This window comes from Solirubrobacter pauli (assembly GCF_003633755.1).
Lineage (GTDB): Bacteria > Actinomycetota > Thermoleophilia > Solirubrobacterales > Solirubrobacteraceae > Solirubrobacter > Solirubrobacter pauli.
Map to the genome: position 1 here is coordinate 2,159,411 of NZ_RBIL01000002.1, position 17,074 is coordinate 2,176,484.

A 17,074-nucleotide genomic window follows, 5' to 3' on the forward strand; every position below is an offset into this window, starting at 1 on the left:
GTCCACCTCCTACCAGAACACGATCGTCAGAGCGGTGGCGCCGGCGAGCACGCCGAACCCGAGCAATTTCGGTGACTCCCACCAGGCGAGCTTGCGCTTGGGCGCCTCGTCCTCGTTGGCCATGCCGTACACCAACCCTTGCAACTCCTCGATCGGCTTGGGCTTGGTCATGTAGGTCACGATCACGGTGACGATGCCGTCGACGACGAAGGCGGAACCCGCGCCCCACATCGACTGATCCAGGTCAGAGCCGAAGTTGATCCAGCCCGCCTTGTAACCGATGAACAGGGTCGCGGCGGTGACCGTGCCCGCGATCAGGCCCCACAGGCCGGCCGCCGGCGTCATCCGCTTCCAGAACATGCCGATGATGAACGTGGCGAACAGGGGCGCGTTGAAGATCGAGAACAGCGCCTGCAGGTAGTTCATCAGGTTGTCGTAGCTCGACGCGATCAGCGCGGTGCCGATGGAGATCACGATGCCGCCGATCGTCGCGAACCGGCCGAAGTTGATGTACCACTCGTCCGGCATGTTGGGCTTGATGTAGGGCTCCACCAGGTCGGTGGTGACGACGGTGTTGAACGCACTCACGTTCGCGGCCACACCCGCCATGAACGACGCCATCAAACCCGTCAGCGCGATGCCCAGCATGCCGTTCGGCAGATACTGGTTCATCAGCAGTGGAATCGCGTTGTTGTACTCCATGTTCGGATCACCGGAGCCGAGGCCCTCGATGACGACGATGGCGATGATGCCCGGCAGGATCATCACGAACGGCAGGAACAGCTTCGGGATCGCGCCGATCAGCGGCGTGCGCTGTGCGGCGCTCAGGTCCTTGGCGCTCAGCGCGCGCTGGACCTCCGCGAAGTTGGTGGTCCAGTAGCCGAACGCGAGCACGAAGCCGAGGCCGAAGACGATGCCGATCCACGTCGCGCCGATCGGGTTGGTCACGTCGCCCGGGTTGGTGCCCTGAAGGGCGTGCAGGCCGGCCTCGCCCAGGTCACCGGCACGGACCTTCTCCTTCAGGCCGTCCCAGCCACCGACCGCGTGCAGGCCGATCACCGTGATCGGGATCAGCGCCGCGAGGATGACGAAGAACTGCAGCACCTCGTTGTAGATGGCCGAGGACAGGCCGCCGAGCGTGATGTAGCCCGCGACGATGACCGCGGCCACGACGATGCCGACGATGATCGGCCAGCCGAGCAGCAGCTTCAGCACGAGCGCGAGCGCGAACAGGTTCACGCCGGCGATCAGGATCGTGGCGATCGCGAACGTGACGCTGTTGAAGACGTGCGACTGCTTGTTGAAGCGCAGCAGCAGGTACTCGGGGACCGAGCGGACCTTCGAGCCGTAGTAGAACGGCATCATCACCAGGCCGAGGAACACCATGGCCGGGATCGCGCCGATCCAGTAGTAGTTGACCGTGGCGATGCCGTACTGGGCGCCGTTGGCGGCCATGCCCAGCACCTCGGTCGCGCCGAGGTTGGCGGAGATGAACGCGAGCCCGGTGATCCAGGCCGGAAGAGAGCGGCCCGACAGGAAGTAGTCGAGGCTGCTCTTGATGTAGCGCTTGGCTGCGAACCCGACGCCGAGGACGACGACGAAGTAGCTCGCGACGATCAGGTAGTCGACGAAGTTGGTGTCGAGCCGGACGTCATTCACGAGAAAGGGACCCCCTCATGGGGGTCCCTTTACCCGTTTACGCGTGACTTAAGGGCTTTACGCGACGCCGTCGGCGACGGCGAGGCCGGCGGCCTCACGCAGCGCGGCGGCCTTGTCCGTCTTCTCCCACGTGAAGTCCTCGTCCTCACGGCCGAAGTGGCCGTAGGCCGCGGTCTTCTGGTAGATCGGACGGTGCAGCTGGAGGTACTCGCGGAAGGCGCCGGGGCGCAGGTCGAAGAACTCGTCGACCAGGGCGGCGATGCGGCCCTTGCCGATCTTCTCCGTGCCGAACGTCTCGACCATCACCGAGACCGGGTGCGCGACGCCGATCGCGTAGGCGACCTGGACCTCGGCGCGGTCGGCCAGGCCGGCGGCGACGAGGTTCTTGGCGACGTAGCGCGCGGCGTACGCGGCCGAGCGGTCCACCTTCGACGGGTCCTTGCCCGAGAACGCGCCGCCGCCGTGGCGGGCCATGCCGCCGTAGGTGTCGACGATGATCTTGCGGCCCGTGAGGCCGGCGTCGCCCACCGGACCACCGATGACGAAGCGGCCGGTCGGGTTCACCAGGAAGTTCTTGCGGAGCTTGTCGGCCTCGTACTTGTCCTCGGGGAGGATCGGCAGCACGACGTGCTCCCACAGGTCGGCCTCGATCTGCTCGCGCGTCGCGGACTCCGCGTGCTGCGTGGAGATGAGGACCTTCTCGATCGAGACGGGCTTGCCGTCGACGTACTTGACCGAGACCTGCGTCTTGCCGTCCGGGCGCAGGTAGTCGAGCGTGCCGTCCTTGCGGACCTCCGACAGGCGGAAGGCCAGGCGGTGCGCGAGCGAGATCGGCAGCGGCATCAGCTCGGGCGTCTCGTTGGACGCGTAGCCGAACATCATGCCCTGGTCGCCGGCGCCGGCGATGTCGAGCTCGCCGCCGTCGCCCTCGCGCTTCTCGAGCGCCTGGTCGACACCCTGGGCAATATCCGGGGACTGCTTGTCGATGGCGTTCAGGACCGCGCAGGAGTCGGCGGAGAAGCCGAGCTCGGCGTCCGTGTAGCCGATCTTGCGGATCGTCTCGCGCGCGATCTCCTGGATGTCGACGTAGGTCGACGTGGAGATCTCACCGGACACGACGACGAGGCCCGTGTTCACGAGCGTCTCGCAGGCCACGCGGCCGGTCGGGTCGTCGCGCAGAACGGCGTCCAGCACGCCGTCGGAGATCTGATCCGCGACCTTGTCGGGGTGGCCTTCGGTCACGCTCTCGGACGTGAACAGGTACTCGTTGTCGCTCTGTTGGCTCATTGAGGGTGAAAGGCTAGCGGGTTTACGGTTTTCTCCGGTTAGGACCGACGCTCTTCTTTGGAGCGGTTAGCCCGCTCGACGAAGTCGATGATCACCGGGACGCCATCGAGCCCGTACCGCTCTCGAAGACGATTTTCCACAAAGTAGGCGTAGTCACGGGTGACGCGCTGGCGGGAGTTGATCTGGATCGCGAACCGCGGGGGCGCCGTGCCGATCTGGGAGATGTAGAGCATCTTCAGGCGATGCCCCTGCTTGGCCGGCGGCTGGCGGACCGCGATCACCTCGGCCAGGAAGCGGTTGAGCTCGGCCGTCGGGATCCGGTGCTGCGCGCGGTCGGCGATCGCCATCACCTCGGTCAGCAGCCGCTGGATGTTGCGACCCGTCTTGGCGCTGGCGGTGAGCACGCGCGGACGCAGCCGCAGCTTCTGGTTCACGCGCGCGCGTTCGGCCTCCAGCTCGGCGGCGCCGACGCCGCCGCCCGGGCCGAGCGGGTCCTGGTCGCCACCCGTGATGTCCCACTTGTTCAGGACGAGCGCGGTCGCGCAGCCGGACTTCATCGCCAGCTCGGCGATCCGCAGGTCCTGCGCGGTGATCCCGTCCTGGGCGTCGCAGACGACGAGCGCCACGTCGGCGCGCTCGGCCGCGCGCTGGGAGCGCAGCGTCGTGTAGTACTCGACCGACTCGGTGACCTTGGCCTGACGGCGCATGCCCGCGGTGTCGACGATCACGACCTTGCGCCCGTCGACCTCGAGCTTCATGTCGATCGCGTCACGCGTGGTGCCCGCGACGTCGGAGACGATCACGCGCTCGCGGCCGAGGAACGCGTTGACGAGGCTGGACTTGCCGACGTTCGGCCGGCCGATCAGCGCGAGGCGGACGACGTCCTCGTCGGCGTCGCCGATCTCGTCGTCCTCGGGCAGCAGCTCGACCAGCTTGTCGAGCAGGTCGCCGGTGCCGAGTCCCTGCGCGGCCGAGACGGCGAGCGGCTCGCCGAGGCCGAGGCTGTAGAAGTCGTGGGCGAGCGGCAGGTCGTTCGGGCTGTCGATCTTGTTCGCGGCGACGACGATCGGCAGGTTGCCGCGGCGCAGGATGTCGGCGATCTCCGCGTCGCCGGGGCGCATGCCCGCGCGCGCGTCGACGACGAGCAGCGCGACCTGGGCGTCCGCGAGCGCCTCGCGCGCCTGGTCCTGGATGCTGACCGCCAGCGGGTCCTCGTCCTGCGTGTCCACGCCACCCGTGTCGATCAGCGTGAACGTCCGGCCGTTCCAGTCGGTCTGGAGCTCCTTGCGGTCACGCGTGATGCCCGGCCGCTCATGGACGACGGCCTCGCGCGACTGCGTGAGGCGGTTGACGAGGGACGACTTGCCCACGTTGGGGTAGCCGACGACGGCGACCTTCATGCCTGGATCTCCTTGGCTTCGATCGCCAGTGTCACGACCTGCTCGACGACCTCGTCGAGCGTGAGGCCGGTGGTGTCGACGGGGGTGGCGTCCTTGGGGGCTTCCAGCGTCGCGCGATCGGCGGTGTTGTCGCGCTCGTCGCGCGCCTGCTGGTCCTTGAGGACTTCCTCGAGGTCGAGGTTGTGCTGCGCGGCACGACGCCGCGCGCGCTCCTGCGGGTCGGCGGTGAGGAACACCTTCACCGCGGCGTCGGGAGCGACGACCGAGCCGATGTCCCGGCCCTCGGCGACCCAGTCGCCCGTGGCGACGATCCGCTGCTGCTCGGCGACGAGCGCCTTGCGCACCTGCGGGTCCGCTGCGACGTGCGACGCCGCCTCCGACGCCTCCGGCGTGCGGATCAGCTCGGTGACGTCCTCGCCGTCGACGAGCACGCGCTCGCCGTCGAACTCGATGCTGATGGTGGCCGCGACGTGACCGGCGTCGCCGCCGGCCTGCGCGTGTCGAAGGCCGACGCTGCGGTACATCGCCCCCGTGTCCAGGTAGGTGAAGCCCAGCCGCAGCGCAACCGCGCGCGCGACCGTGGACTTCCCCGCTCCCGCGGGCCCGTCGATGGCGATGACCATGACGGGAAAGGCTAGCTACCGGGCCGTCAGCGACCTTACGTGATCTGGTACGGGGATGCCGGAGCGCAGCTGCGGGTCGGGGATCGGCTCACCTCGCCGGGTCGTGATCGGGATCACGCCCGCCCACGCGTCCAGCGCGTAGTCCTCCTCCTCTTCCCCGGGCGGCCCGGTCCGGACCTTGGCGGAGCCCTCGGTGAGCGGCAGGCTGAGCACCTCGGTGGCTTTGAGCTCCTTGGCGTTCGGCCAGCGGACGTGGTCCCATCGCCCCGGCACGAGCTTCTCCGTGAACACCTCGAGCGCGCGTGCCTTGTCGGCCGCCGGCTGGAGCGTGCCGTAGAGGATCGCCGAGCGGTAGTTCATCGAGTGGTGGAACGCGCTGCGGGCGAGCACGATCCCGTCCACGTGCGTGACCTCGACGCACGCCTCCGCGCCGGCCCGCAGCGCGCGGACCGTCCGGCTCGCGCTGCTGCCGTGGATGAGCAGGTCGTCCCCGTCGCGGGCGATCAGCGTCGGGATCACCGCCGGATGGCCGTCGTGCGTGACGAACGCGACGTGGCCGATCAACGCCTCGTCGAGGAGCGCGTCGAGCGTCGCGCGGTCATGGAGGCCGCGCTGCGGCACGCGGCGGAGCTTGGTTCGTGGCGTCTTCAGCATCTGTTACAGTACAGTATGGTTTCTGTGTCGCAACAGTATGTCATCTCAGGCACCTCCGCGGAAGCGATCGCCGCGAGCGTGGAGGCCGGTGTGGCGGCGGGTGCCCTGGTGCCCGGCGTGCGCTTGCCGTCCGTGCGGGCCTTGGCCGCCTCGCTGGACGTCTCGCCGACCACGGTCGCGAGCGCGCTGGCCGAGCTCCGCCGGCGCGGCGTGGTCGTCTCCCAGCCCCGCTCAGGTACACGCGTGGCCGACCGCCCGCCGCTGCGGCCGACCTGGTCGGCGGCGGCGGTGCCCGCCGGCGTGCGCGACCTCGCGCTGGGCAACCCCGACCCGGCGCTGCTGCCCGAGATGACCGGCGCCGTGCTGGCGCTCGCCGCGACCGGGCTCGTCGGCCCGCCCGAGGCCGGCACGTTCTCGCAGCGCCTCTACGGCGAGGCTCCGGTCGAACCCGGGTTGGCCGCGCTCGCGCGTGCCGCGTTCGCCGCGGACGGCGTCGTCGCCGACCGGGTCGTGGTCGTGAGCGGCGCGCTGGACGGGATCGAGCGTGCCCTCGCCGCGCAGCTCTCCCCGGGGGACCTCGTCGCGGTCGAGGACCCGGGCTGGCCCGGCGTGCTGGACCTCGCGCGCGCGCTCGGGCTCCGGCTCGCGCCGGTCGGCGTCGACGACTTCGGCATGCGGCCGGAGGCGCTCGCGGCCGCCCTGCGCGCCGGCGCCCGCGCCGCGATCCTCACGCCGCGCGGGCAGAACCCGTTCGGCGCCGCCCACGACAAGGCGCGCGCCGCCGAGCTCCGCGAGCTGCTGCGCGACGTCTTCGTCGTCGAGGACGACCACCTCGGCCCGGTGGCGGGCGTGCCCTACCGCACCGCCGCCGGCCGCAGCGGCCGCTGGGCGGTGGTCCGCTCGGTCTCCAAGTGGCTCGGCCCGGACCTCCGCTGCGCCGTCATGGCCGGGGACGAGCTGACCCTCGCCCGGGTCGAGGGCCGCCAGTCGCTCGGGCCGGGCTGGGTCAGCGCGATCCTGCAACGGCTCGCCGCCGCCCTGTGGGAGCGCACCGACGCCCAGGCCGCGGCGGAGACCTACGCGGCGCGACGGACCGCGCTGGTGGCCGCGCTCGGCGCGCGCGGACTGGCGCCGCACGCCCGCAGCGGGCTCAACGTCTGGGTGCCCGTGCCCGACGAGGACGCGGTCGTCCGTGCGCTGTGGGCGGCGGGGTACTCGGTGGCGGCCGGGTCCTCGTTCCGCCTCGGCTCCGCGCCGGCCGTGCGGGTCACGACGGCGGCGTTGGACGTCGCCGAGGCGGGGGCGGTCGCCGACGCGATCGCCGCGGCGGTGAACCCGCCGTCGCGCACGCGGGCCGCGTGACGACGGCCATCAACGCCGCGGCCGCTCGGCGCGGCGTAGGTTTCCCAGGGTGATCCCCACCCACCTGTGGCATTCAGAGACGACGTACCTGAACACCGCGAGCTTCGGCCTTCCGCCCGACCCGACGTACGAGGCGCTTCAGCAGGCGCAGGAGGACTGGCGTCACGGGCGGGTCAGCTGGGAGCACTGGACGGCCGTCACGGACCGGGCGCGGGCGGAGTTCGCGACGCTCACGCGGGCGCATCCCGACAGCGTCGTGGTCGGGGCGACCGTGTCCGGGCTGATCTCGCACGTCGCGACCGCGATCCCGGACGGGAGCCGTGTGCTCGCGCCCGAGCCGGAGTTCACGTCGCTGCTGTTCCCGTTCCTGAGCCAGGCCGACCGCGGCGTCACGGTCGAGGTGGTTCCGCTCGACCGGCTCGCCGAGGCGATCGACGCGACCACGGACGTGGTGGCGGTCTCGGCCGTGCAGTCGTCGACGGGTGAGGTCGCCGCGCTGGACGACATCGCCGCCGCGGCGGCGCACCACGGCGCGCTGACCGTGATCGACGCGACCCACGCGATCGGGTGGCTGCCGCTGGACGCCACGCGGTTCGACGCGGTGGCGTGCGCGGCGTACAAGTGGCTGATGAGCCCGCGCGGCACCGCGTTCATGGTCCTCAAGGACGAGCTCGCCGACCGGCTCACGCCGAACCAGGCCGGGTGGTACGCCGCGGCCAACCCGCTCACCGACCAGTTCGGGCTGCCGCTGCGGCTGGCGCAGAGCGCACGGCGCTTCGACACGTCGCCGGCCTGGTTCAGCTGGGTGGGCACGGAGCCGTCCCTGCGGCTGATCAACGAGATCGGCGTGGAGACCATCCACGAGCACGACCTCAAGCTCGCCAACCGCTTCCTTGCCGGGCTCGGTGAGGAGCCCAGCAACTCGGCGATCGTCACCTCGGCGATCGAGGACGCGCCGGAGAAGCTCGCACGCGCGGGCATCATGGCCGCCGCGCGCGCGGGCCGTCTCCGTGCGTCATTTCACCTGTACAACACCGAGGCCGACGTGGACGCCGCGCTCGACGCGCTCACCTGACGAAGCCTGTCAGCTCGAGCGACACCGCACGCACCGTGCCGGTGTCGAGCCGTGCGCCGTCGGTCACCGTGAACGTCCAGTCACCGTCGGCGGACGCGTCGAGCAACCCGCTCAGCGGCTCGAAGGGCTTCCACGTGCCGGTGAACGGCGCGTTGGCGGCGACGACGCTCTGGAACCCGCGGGCAGCGGTGTCGTCGAACACCACCTGACACAGGTTGTTGCCCGTGCCGCCGACCCGCTGGAAGAGCCGTGCGCTCACACCCGACGGCGCCGTCAGCGTTCCCGTCAGGTCACCGGTGAACGAGTGGTCGATGCCGACTGTCGTCGAGCCCACCGTGGTGTTGCAGGTCGTGCCGTCGATCGAGAACCGCACCTTCGACGCGTAGCCGAACCCGCTCACCGGGATCGTCACCGTCGCGCCCAGCGTGCTCGCGTCCGGGATCGGCACGGGCGTGCCCGCGTAGCTGAACCGCTTCGCCTCCGTGCCCGGCTGGCCGGTCGGGATGGAGAAGCGGTCCGCCGTCGGCGACAGCACACCGGCAAACGTCACCCGTACGTTCAAAACCACGCGCTGGCCCAGCGGGTAGTCCGATGCGAGCCGCAACGTGAAGTCCTGCGAGCGCGTGATGCCCGGGGCGATCTCCCCGTAGGACTGCGAGCGCGGCGTCACGACCGCCTTCGCGTCTCCGGTCGACACCGTGACGCTCACGCCCGTGGCGGTGCCGTCGCCCACGTTGGTCACCGGCAGCCGCAGCCGTGCCGTCTCCCCCGGCTCGAGGAACGCGTCACCGTCACCGGTGGTCACCGTCACGTCCGGCGCCTGCGCGCGGACCAACGGCTGCGGTGTGGCGCCCGTGTAGCTGAGCACGCCGTCGGCCCGCAGCACACCCGCGCCGGTGCGGTTGTCATACCCCGCGGGTGTCAGGTCGAGCGCCGTGGCGTTGAACGCCTCGCGCACCTCGGCACCCGACGCGCTCGGATTACCTGACAGCACGAGGCCCGCGATCGCCGCCGCGTGGGGCGCCGCCGCCGACGTGCCGAAGAACGGCTGGAACCCCTCCACCGACGTGCTCACACCGTCGGCCGCGGTGAAGTCCGGCTTCGCCCGGACCTCCTCACTCGGGAAGAACACCCGCCGCGGCCCGTCGGAGGTGAACCGCTCCGGCAGCTGCGCCGAGGTGAACGACCCTGGGAACGGTCCGGTTGGGTTCGGTGGATCGCCGGGTTCGAGGTCGAACGGCAGTGCGGTCGCCGCCGGCGCGGCCGCGATCGAGAAGGCGTCCGCGACCGCCGAGTGACCACGGGTCACACCCGGGGTCACCCATGCCGGCAACCCGCCGGCCGCCTCGAAGCGCCCGCGCAGCGCGCTCAGCTGGAAGTACTTCGGCGCGCCGGAGAACCGCACCACCGCCAGCCGCAGGCCGCTGCCACCGAACGTCGGGGTGAACAGCAACTCGTACGGATCGTCGTCACCGTCCTGGACGTCCTGCGCGAAGTCCACGACGGTGCCCGCACCGTCGAACAGGTACAGGTCGTAGTCGTCGGCGGCCGCGCCCAGCGCCTTCGCCCACCACAGGGCCACCGGCACCCCGTCGTCGGAGTCCGGCGAGATCGGCTCGAACACCTGGACGGGCTCGCCGGGGTCGAAGTCGTGCGCCTCCCCCGCGAACTTGCCGACGCTGCGGCCCGAGCCGCGGAAGTCGTTCTCGTAGTTGCCCGAAGTGCCGTCGAGCACGTTGCCCTCGTTGCCGGCCGAGGAGAAGTACAGCGCGCCGTCGGCGATGACGTTCTTGACGGCCTGCGCGATCGGGCCGTCCTCGAACGGCGACTCGTTGAAGTACAGGACGTCGTCGACGATCACGTCGCAGCCCGCGTCGGTGCGGAGCGCGCGGATGTTGTCCGCGAAGGACGCGTCGCTGATGAACGCCGAGGCGAACCCGAGCTCGGCACCGGGCGCCATGTCGTGGAGGATCTCGAGCATCGCGGTGCCCTCGTCGCCCTCCCCCGCCTGGTCGGGCAGCACGTCGACGTCCGGCAGCTCGCCCGCGGCCTGCGACGCGGCCAGCGAGTCCACCCCGTCGGAGAGCGCGCACAGCTTCGCGCCCACGCCGGTGACCTTGGTCGTCTCACGCGCCGTGTCCGCCGCGTGCGCGCGCACGCCCTCGGAGACGACGGCCGCCGCGGCCGCCGTGATCGCCGCGCGCTCCTCCTTCGACAGCGTCCGCCCGCCGATCCGCGCGGTGATCGCCTGCGCCGCCGGCTCGACCTTGGCGACCGCGCCCCAGGTCGCCACCGTCCGCAGCGCCGAGGCCGGCACCGCGGCGCGGACCTCGCCCGTGCTGGCGACGTTGCGCACCGTCGCCCCGACCTTCTGGAGCCGCTCGACCAGGTCGGCATCGGGCTTCTCCACCGCGATGTCGACCTCGGTCATGCCGCTCACCTGCTGCCGGCGCAGCCCGACCGCCAGGCGGCTGTCGAGCTTGCGCTCCGCCGGTGACAGCGAGCGCTTGATCTGCTGCAGCGCCTCGATCTGCTTCGCCGGGTCTGCCGCCGCCGCTCCCGACGGCAGCGCGCAGACCATCGTGATCGCCGCAGCGGCGACCCCCGCCATACGTACTCGCACAGCTGTACCCCTTTTGTCCCGACAGAGGCCTCCCGAGCCCCTTGTGACGGACGGTACTACCGCAGGCCGGGAACCTTCAACACAATGAAGTCGCTGTAGTCCGGAAGGTTCGCGTTCCGACCAGTGGAGCCGAAGTTGGTGTCGTTGACGAACGCGAGCTCGTTGCCCGAGAGCGGCAGGACCGCCTCGACCGTCTGGTACGGGAACCTGAACGGGTTGCCGAGGCCGAAGTCGCCGGGGCGGGCGCCGCGCAGCGAGAGGCCCGAGCGGTCCTCGACGTCCAGCAGGTCGACGACCTCGCGCTTGGCGAGCACCGGCCGGCGGTCCGGGACGTCGACGATGAAGGCCTTCTTCCAGGCCGCGGCCGCACCCTGGCCGTTGTCGCGCTCGGTGACGATCAGCTGGTCGCGGCCGAAGGCGACGGCGTCGGAGACGAAGAGGCCGGGCTGGGTCAGCCGATAGGTCCAGCTGCGGCCGGTGTAGCGCCGCTCGCGCACGTCGAACTCGTAGACGCGGCGGTTGAGCGGGTCGTCGCCGACGACCGGGCCCTCGAGGATCGGGTAGAGCGTGCGCCCGTCGGCCGACAGCGCCATGGCCTCGAAGCCGTTGGAGCCCGCGAGGTTCGGCGTCCGGCCGAGCAGGAACGGGTTGTCGGGCGAGAACACGCGCGGGAGCGGCACCGGCGCGTCCAGGACACGCCCGCGCGCGTCCACGTGCAGCAGGAACGGGCCGAACTCCTCGCCGAACCAGAACGTCCCGTCAGGCGCGCGGCGCACCGACTCGACGTCGAAGTCGCCGCCGGTGAGGATGCGGTCCTCGGTGTTCTCGTTGACGATCGGGAACGGCACCTTGCCGTCCGGGTCGCTGAGCGAGATCGCTTCGCGGACCGCGACGGTGCCGCGGGACCAGTTCGGCTTCACGCGGTACAGGCGCAGGATGAACGAGCGCGAGTTGGCCTTGCTGCCGAAGCCGTTGTCCGGCATCGCCCAGAGCTCGCCGTTGCCGGCGTCCAGCAGCGCCGAGAACCCGCCGACCGGCTGCGTGGCGCCCGGCGCGGGCGCCGGGTCGGTGTTGACGACGCCCGCGAACGGCGCCGGGAAGGACGCGTCAGCGGGCAGGATCGCGCGCGCCTCCAGCGCGGGCTCGCCTCCCTTGCCCGTGGCATGCGCCGCGGGTGCGAGCAGGAACGTCAAAGCCGCCGTGGCGGTGATGAGTCGCTTCATGCCCGGCACCCGATCACGCGGAGCCGGGCACGAAGTCAACGCGGCGTGAACGTCGCGCGGAACGGGCCCGCGCGACGCTTCGCCACCGGGGATCTACTGGCCGATGCCCTTGCCGGAGAACTGGACCCAGTTGATCAGGCCCATGCCGGAGGTCGGGGCGCCGGTCTCACCGTCGACCGCCTTGAACACGAGGTAGAGACGCTTCGAGCCGGTGAAGTCCAGGTCGAAGGTCTGATCCGTGTACGTGTTGTTGTTGGCTCCCGTCGAGTTGAGCGTGACCGTCTTGATCACGGTGCCCGTGGGGCTTCCGTCATGGATCTCCACGTTCATGCGCGGCCGGCCGGCGGCGTTGGTGCCGGAGCCACCCGCGTAGCGGAACGTGATCTTCTTGTCCATGTTCTGGAGGTTGATGGTGTTGTTGATCGACACGTAGTCACCCGGGTCGATCGAGCTGGTGGTCACGCCGGCGCCGCCGTCCTCGGCCGTCGCCGCGACCGCGGTGACGCCCTTGGTGTCGAGCGAGTACTCGAGCTCATGGCGCGGCCGCTGCACCAGCGACTCCGCGCGGCCGGTGAGGCCGCCCTTGTCGGTGTAGGTGGCGACGATGCCGCCGGCCAGGTAACCACCGTGGAAGCGGTCCTGCGCATCGGTCTCCAGCACGCCCGTGCAGCCGAGCTTCTCCTGCTCACCGTGACCGTGCGTGTCGTGCACGAGCACGAACGACACCTTCACCTGCGAGCAGTCGACCGTGCCGTCCTCGGGATCGGTGACCGTGACCGTGTACGGCACCTTCTGGCCGAACTCGAAGAAGTCACCCGCGGTCGGTACCGTGAGCTTGATCTCCGGCGCCGTGTTGCCGACGGTGATCGTGGTGCTCTGGGTGTTCGTCTTGCCGGTCGAGTCCGTCACCGTCAGCTTCGCGTTGTACACGCCGTTCGTGGTGTAGATGAACGACGGGTTGGCGTCGACCGAGTCGACCGTGCCGTCGCCGTCGAAGTCCCACGCGTAGCGGATCGAGTCGCCCTCGTCGTCGTCCTTGGACCCGGCGCTCGAGAACTGCACCGTGAGCGGGGCCTTGCCACTCGTCGGGGTGGCGGAGACGACCGCGGTCGGCGCCGTCGAGCCCTTGGTGTACTGCCACTTGTACATGCCGGCGTCGGCGTTGGCGGCGAAGAAGCCGTCGCCGTACGTGAGCAGGTAGAGGTTGCCGTCGGCCCCGTACTGCATGTCCTCGGGGTTGTCGCACTCGAACGGCAGCCCGGTGCTCACGAGCGCTTGACCGCACGGCAGCGTGTTGTTGATCTTGAAGATCTTCTTTTCGCTGTCGATCCGGACCTCGCGCAGCTGGTCCTGGCCGAACTCGCCCATGAAGAACGAGCCGTTGTAGTACGGCGGGAACTTCGTGTCGCTCGTGCTGCCCGGGTCGTACTCGTACGGCGCCGCGCCGTGCGGGGCGACACCGCCCTGGAACAGCTCCGGGAACAGCTGCGGGCACTTGCCACCCGAGCCGTCGTAGTACGCGAGGCACGGCGTGCCCAGCGGGCCGCTGTTGTCGCGATAGGAGTACCAGATGTCCGGCTGGGTGACGGGCGGCGTGTTGATGCGGCCGGTGTTCCAGCGCGAGGTGTTGGCCGGGCCCCGGTTGGGGTTGTCGCACTCGTAGGTCTTCGGGTTGGCCGCGTCCAGTGGGCGCGACGAGTTGAAGTTCCACTGGTAGTACGGCAGCTTCGGTGACACGCACAGCGGCCAGCCGTAGTTGGACGGCTTGCGCACGACCTCGACACGGCCGGTGCCGGCCGGCCCGCGGAAGTTCTCGGGGACGTTGGAGTCCGGCGAGTAGTCCGTGATGTACGCGACGTCGTTGGAGTCGACCTGGACGCGGTAGGGGTTGCGGAAGCCCATCGCGTAGATCTCGGGACGGGCCAGCGCGTCACCCTCGGCGAACAGGTTGCCGGGGACGGCGGTGTACGCACCGGTCGCGCCGCGCTTGTTGGCCTCGGCCGGCGTGATGTCCCCGTCCTTGACCTTGATCCGCAGCAGCTTGCCGCGCAGGTCGTTGGTGTTGAGGGCGGTGCGGCGCGCATCGACGAAGGGCGCGTTGAACTGCCCGGCTTCCTGCGTCACGGTGACCGTGGCGGTCGGGCCGGTGCCCGTCAGGTTGGGCGTGATGCCGAGCGTCGGGACGTCCTTGCCGGCGTTCGGACCGGTGAAGGCGACGACCTGGCTGGCCGTGGCGACGGTGCCCGAGCCGGTGACCGTCAGATCGCCGGGCGCGACGTTGACCAGGTCGAGGAGCGCCTCCTCGATCTGGGCGGCCGTGGCGTTCCACGGGATGTCCCCCGTGGTCTGCGGCGCGCGGCCGGAGCCGTCGTTGTAGGTCAGCTTGAACGAGCCGCCGGTGGCGTTGGTGGTGCGGATCGCCTGGTACTCGTCCGTCTTCTGGTCGTTGTGGGGCGAGAAGCCGCCGGAGTTGCCCGAGCCGGCCGGCGTGTCGTCGCCCGTCACGAACCACAGGTTGTTCTTGGAGTCGAAGTCGATGTCACCCGCGACGTGGCAGCACGCGCCACGGTTGTTGGTGACCTGCATGATCTTCTGCTCGGAGTCGAAGTCGATGTAGGGCTGCTTGTCACCCTTCGCGTCGACGAACTTGAACCGTGAGAGCTGGAAGTAGCCCTGCCAAGTGTCCTGCCAGACGCACGGGTCGATGCCGAGCGTGGGCGCGCTACCCGTCGGCGTCTCGACCTCCGCGGTCGTGCCGTCGCACTTGCGGATCGTCACCTTCGGCGGCGCGTAGTAGAGGTACACCCACTTGTTCTCGGCGAAGTGGTTGTCGATCGCCGGGCCGTACAGGCCGTCCTCGGAGTTGGTGTACACCGGGAGCTTGCCGAGCAGCAGCGTGGTGCCCTTGCCGTCGTGCAGCCGGATCTCGCCGTTGCGGGCGGTCTGGATGATCCGGCCGTCCGGCAGCTGGTCGAAGCCGATCGGCTCGTTCAGGTTCGGCGGCGCGGAGATCTTGACCTGCTTGAAGTTCTTGACCACGGTCGCGCCGCAGTCGCTGTAGGTCGGGTCCGACAGGCCGGCCGCCCACTGGATCGCGCCCGACAGGTGCTTACCGAGGTTCGCGTCGCTGAAGTCGCCGTTCGCGCCGGTGCCGGTGTAGAACGAGCGGCCGCCCTCGTAGTCCTTGCACCACGAGATCGGGTGGTCGGCCAGGGTCTTCATGGTGCCGCCGGTGTAGGTGGTCTCGTCGACCGTCGCCAGCACGTGGGAAAGGCCACGCACGTTGCCCGAGAAGTTGTAGTACGTGTCCGTGTGCTTCCAGTACTCCGGGAGCGACTTGCTGGCGTCGTGCACGCGGTCGGCGACCTTGATGGTGGCCTGCGCGTTGGCGGCGATCGGGTTGGCGGTGGCCGCGCGCGTGCCGATCAGGTCCCCGTAGAACGCCCAGTCGGGCTCGGCCTCGATCGCGGATCCGATCGCGACGAACCCGCCGCCGCCCTTGTAGTAGGTCTCGAACTCGCCCTGCTGGGCGTTGCTGAGGATGTCGCCCTTGTTGTTGACGAAGACGACGACCTTGTAGTTGCCGAGGTTGGCGGCGGTGAAGGACCCGGCGTCCTCGGACACGGTGACCCCGAAGCCGTTGGCCTCGCCCAGCGCCTTGAGCGCCGCGACCGCGGACGCCGTCGAGCCGGCGGCGCCCTTGGTGAAGGCGAGCACCGAGTAGTCGACGTCACCGGGAGCGGGCTGCGGCAGCGGTGTCTGCGCGGCGGGCGCCGGAGCCGCCTGCGCGACCGGCGCGGGCGCGGGCGCGGGCCGCACCGTCGCGGCCGCCTTCTTGACGGCGAGCCGGCGCGTCGTGAACCTGCAGGTCGACGACGTGCCGGAGCTGTCCGCGCACGCGCGCACGTAGTATGTGCCGGCCTTCAGCGACGCCGGCAGCTTCACCGTGAGGCTGGAGCGGCTGGTCTTGTGCGCCTTGACCGTCTTGGCCTTGCCCTTGACGGTGAGGGCGATCTTCTTGGAGTGCTTGGACGAGCGCAGCGTGACTTTCACGCGCACCTTGGCCGCCCTCTTGGAGCGGTTCGTGACGCTGGTCTTGATCGCGAACGACTGGCCGGGCGCCGCCGCGGCGGGCGGCGACGCGACGGACTGCACCTTCAGCCGCGCGGGAGCGGCATCGGCGACCGTCGGCACCAGCAGTGCGAGACCAAGCGGCGCCAAGCAGACGAGCTGGCGTGCTCGATGCATGGAAATGGGACCTCCTCCATCACTGAAACGACATGCGGCGGCCGGCCAGTACCCCTTACTGGCCGACGCCGGGTGTGACTTGACTACTCCGCGCTCAGCGTCGAATCGACGCAGAGCGACGCGTCAGCGAGGACGCGTTGCCGGCGGCATCGGTGGCGCGAAGCTCCACCGTGACCCTGCCGCGGGTGACTTTCGACCCTTTGACGGTGACGGTGCGTGTGCCCGCCGCCTGGGTCGAGGTGACGCTCTTGAGCGTCTTTGAGCCGCGTTTGACGGTGACCTTCACCGTCGCGCGCTCGGAAAGCTTGAACCGGGCCTTGACGCCGCGGGTGACCGCCGTGAGCTTCACCGACGAGACCGTCGGGCGCTTGACGTCACGCGGGGTCGTGCTCGGTGGTGCGGACGGCGGCACGACCGCGGTCGGGTACGGCGTCGCCACGGGAGCGGCCGGCGTGGCCGCGGGCGTGCCCGGCGTGGCGGTCGCCGTCGGCGTGGCCGTCCGCGTCGGCGTGGCCGTCGGCGTCCCCGTGGGCGTCGCCGTCGGCGTGCGCGTCGCGGTGGCCGTCGCCGTCGGAGTCGTGGTCGGGGTGCCCGTCCCCCGGACCGTGACCGTCCCGTTCATACCCCCGTGCTGGAAGCAGACGAACGGGTAGACGCCGGGCGTGTCGTAACGCCGCGTGTACTCCACGGTGTAGGCCGTCTCAGTCCAGATCGCGAACTGCGGCGGGGGCGAGCCGACGTTGTGCTGCTGCGTCGTGTTCGTCCACTTCCACGTGACCGACTCGCCCGCGTCGATGGTCACGTTCGGCTCGTCCCAGGACACCTCGTCCTGGGCGACTCCGACGATGGCGGGCGCCTGCTCCGAGCCGCCCGCCGACCCTGCACCCACCCCCGCGACCAACATCAGGGCGGCGACGCCG

The 17,074-nt window shown here is 70.3% G+C and carries 11 protein-coding genes; 2 read left to right on the forward strand and 9 right to left on the reverse strand.

The genetic code is table 11. The annotated features are described in order from the left end of the window. Window positions 1-9: 9 nt before the first annotated feature. Genes C8N24_RS29720 through C8N24_RS29740 form a run of 5 tightly spaced genes read right to left on the reverse strand, consistent with a single transcriptional unit; the run spans window position 10 to window position 5,623 of the window. Entirely contained in the window at window positions 10-1,659 is a 1,650-nt protein-coding gene (locus tag C8N24_RS29720) for a sodium:solute symporter family protein (RefSeq protein WP_121257092.1), read from the reverse strand. A 57-nt stretch (window positions 1,660-1,716) separates the two neighbouring features. After that, a complete protein-coding gene (metK, locus tag C8N24_RS29725; RefSeq protein ID WP_121257094.1) occupies window positions 1,717-2,946 on the reverse strand; it encodes a methionine adenosyltransferase in 1,230 nt (409 codons plus the stop codon). Window positions 2,947-2,984: 38 nt separating this feature from the next. Continuing rightward, on the reverse strand, window positions 2,985-4,346 hold the full coding sequence (der, locus tag C8N24_RS29730) for a ribosome biogenesis GTPase Der (RefSeq protein WP_121257096.1): 1,362 nt from the start codon (window positions 4,344-4,346) through the stop codon (window positions 2,985-2,987). Continuing rightward, entirely contained in the window at window positions 4,343-4,969 is a 627-nt protein-coding gene (cmk, locus tag C8N24_RS29735) for a (d)CMP kinase (RefSeq protein ID WP_121257098.1), read from the reverse strand. The genes der and cmk overlap by 4 nt, the downstream gene beginning before the upstream one ends. A 15-nt stretch (window positions 4,970-4,984) precedes the next feature. Next, window positions 4,985-5,623, reverse strand: a complete 639-nt coding sequence (locus C8N24_RS29740; protein ID WP_121257100.1) for a pyridoxamine 5'-phosphate oxidase family protein — start codon at window positions 5,621-5,623, stop codon at window positions 4,985-4,987. A gap of 24 nt (window positions 5,624-5,647) precedes the next feature. Here C8N24_RS29740 and C8N24_RS29745 point away from each other — a divergent pair, with 24 nt between their 5' ends. Together C8N24_RS29745 and C8N24_RS29750 are read left to right on the forward strand one after the other, a co-directional pair. Further along, window positions 5,648-6,985, forward strand: coding sequence for an aminotransferase class I/II-fold pyridoxal phosphate-dependent enzyme (locus tag C8N24_RS29745; protein ID WP_121257102.1), 1,338 nt, complete (start codon window positions 5,648-5,650; stop codon window positions 6,983-6,985). 49 nt (window positions 6,986-7,034) lie between these two features. Beyond that, window positions 7,035-8,060, forward strand: a complete 1,026-nt coding sequence (locus C8N24_RS29750) for an aminotransferase class V-fold PLP-dependent enzyme (protein ID WP_121257104.1) — start codon at window positions 7,035-7,037, stop codon at window positions 8,058-8,060. Here the strand turns inward: C8N24_RS29750 and C8N24_RS29755 are convergent. The 4 genes from C8N24_RS29755 to C8N24_RS34420 all read right to left on the reverse strand — a co-directional run bounded on the left by C8N24_RS29755 (window position 8,053) and on the right by C8N24_RS34420 (window position 17,043). Further along, on the reverse strand, window positions 8,053-10,671 hold the full coding sequence (locus tag C8N24_RS29755; protein ID WP_121257106.1) for a S8 family serine peptidase: 2,619 nt from the start codon (window positions 10,669-10,671) through the stop codon (window positions 8,053-8,055). The genes C8N24_RS29750 and C8N24_RS29755 overlap by 8 nt on opposite strands. 68 nt (window positions 10,672-10,739) lie before the next feature. Beyond that, window positions 10,740-11,906 (reverse strand): esterase-like activity of phytase family protein, encoded by a 1,167-nt coding sequence (locus C8N24_RS29760; protein ID WP_121257108.1) that lies wholly within the window; start codon window positions 11,904-11,906, stop codon window positions 10,740-10,742. Window positions 11,907-11,999: 93 nt separating this feature from the next. Then, complete coding sequence (locus tag C8N24_RS29765; protein WP_121257110.1) at window positions 12,000-16,154, reverse strand: ThuA domain-containing protein; 4,155 nt, start codon at window positions 16,152-16,154, stop codon at window positions 12,000-12,002. Between the two features lie 94 nt (window positions 16,155-16,248). After that, a complete protein-coding gene (locus tag C8N24_RS34420) occupies window positions 16,249-17,043 on the reverse strand; it encodes a plastocyanin/azurin family copper-binding protein (protein ID WP_170179511.1) in 795 nt (264 codons plus the stop codon). Window positions 17,044-17,074 lie beyond the last annotated feature (31 nt).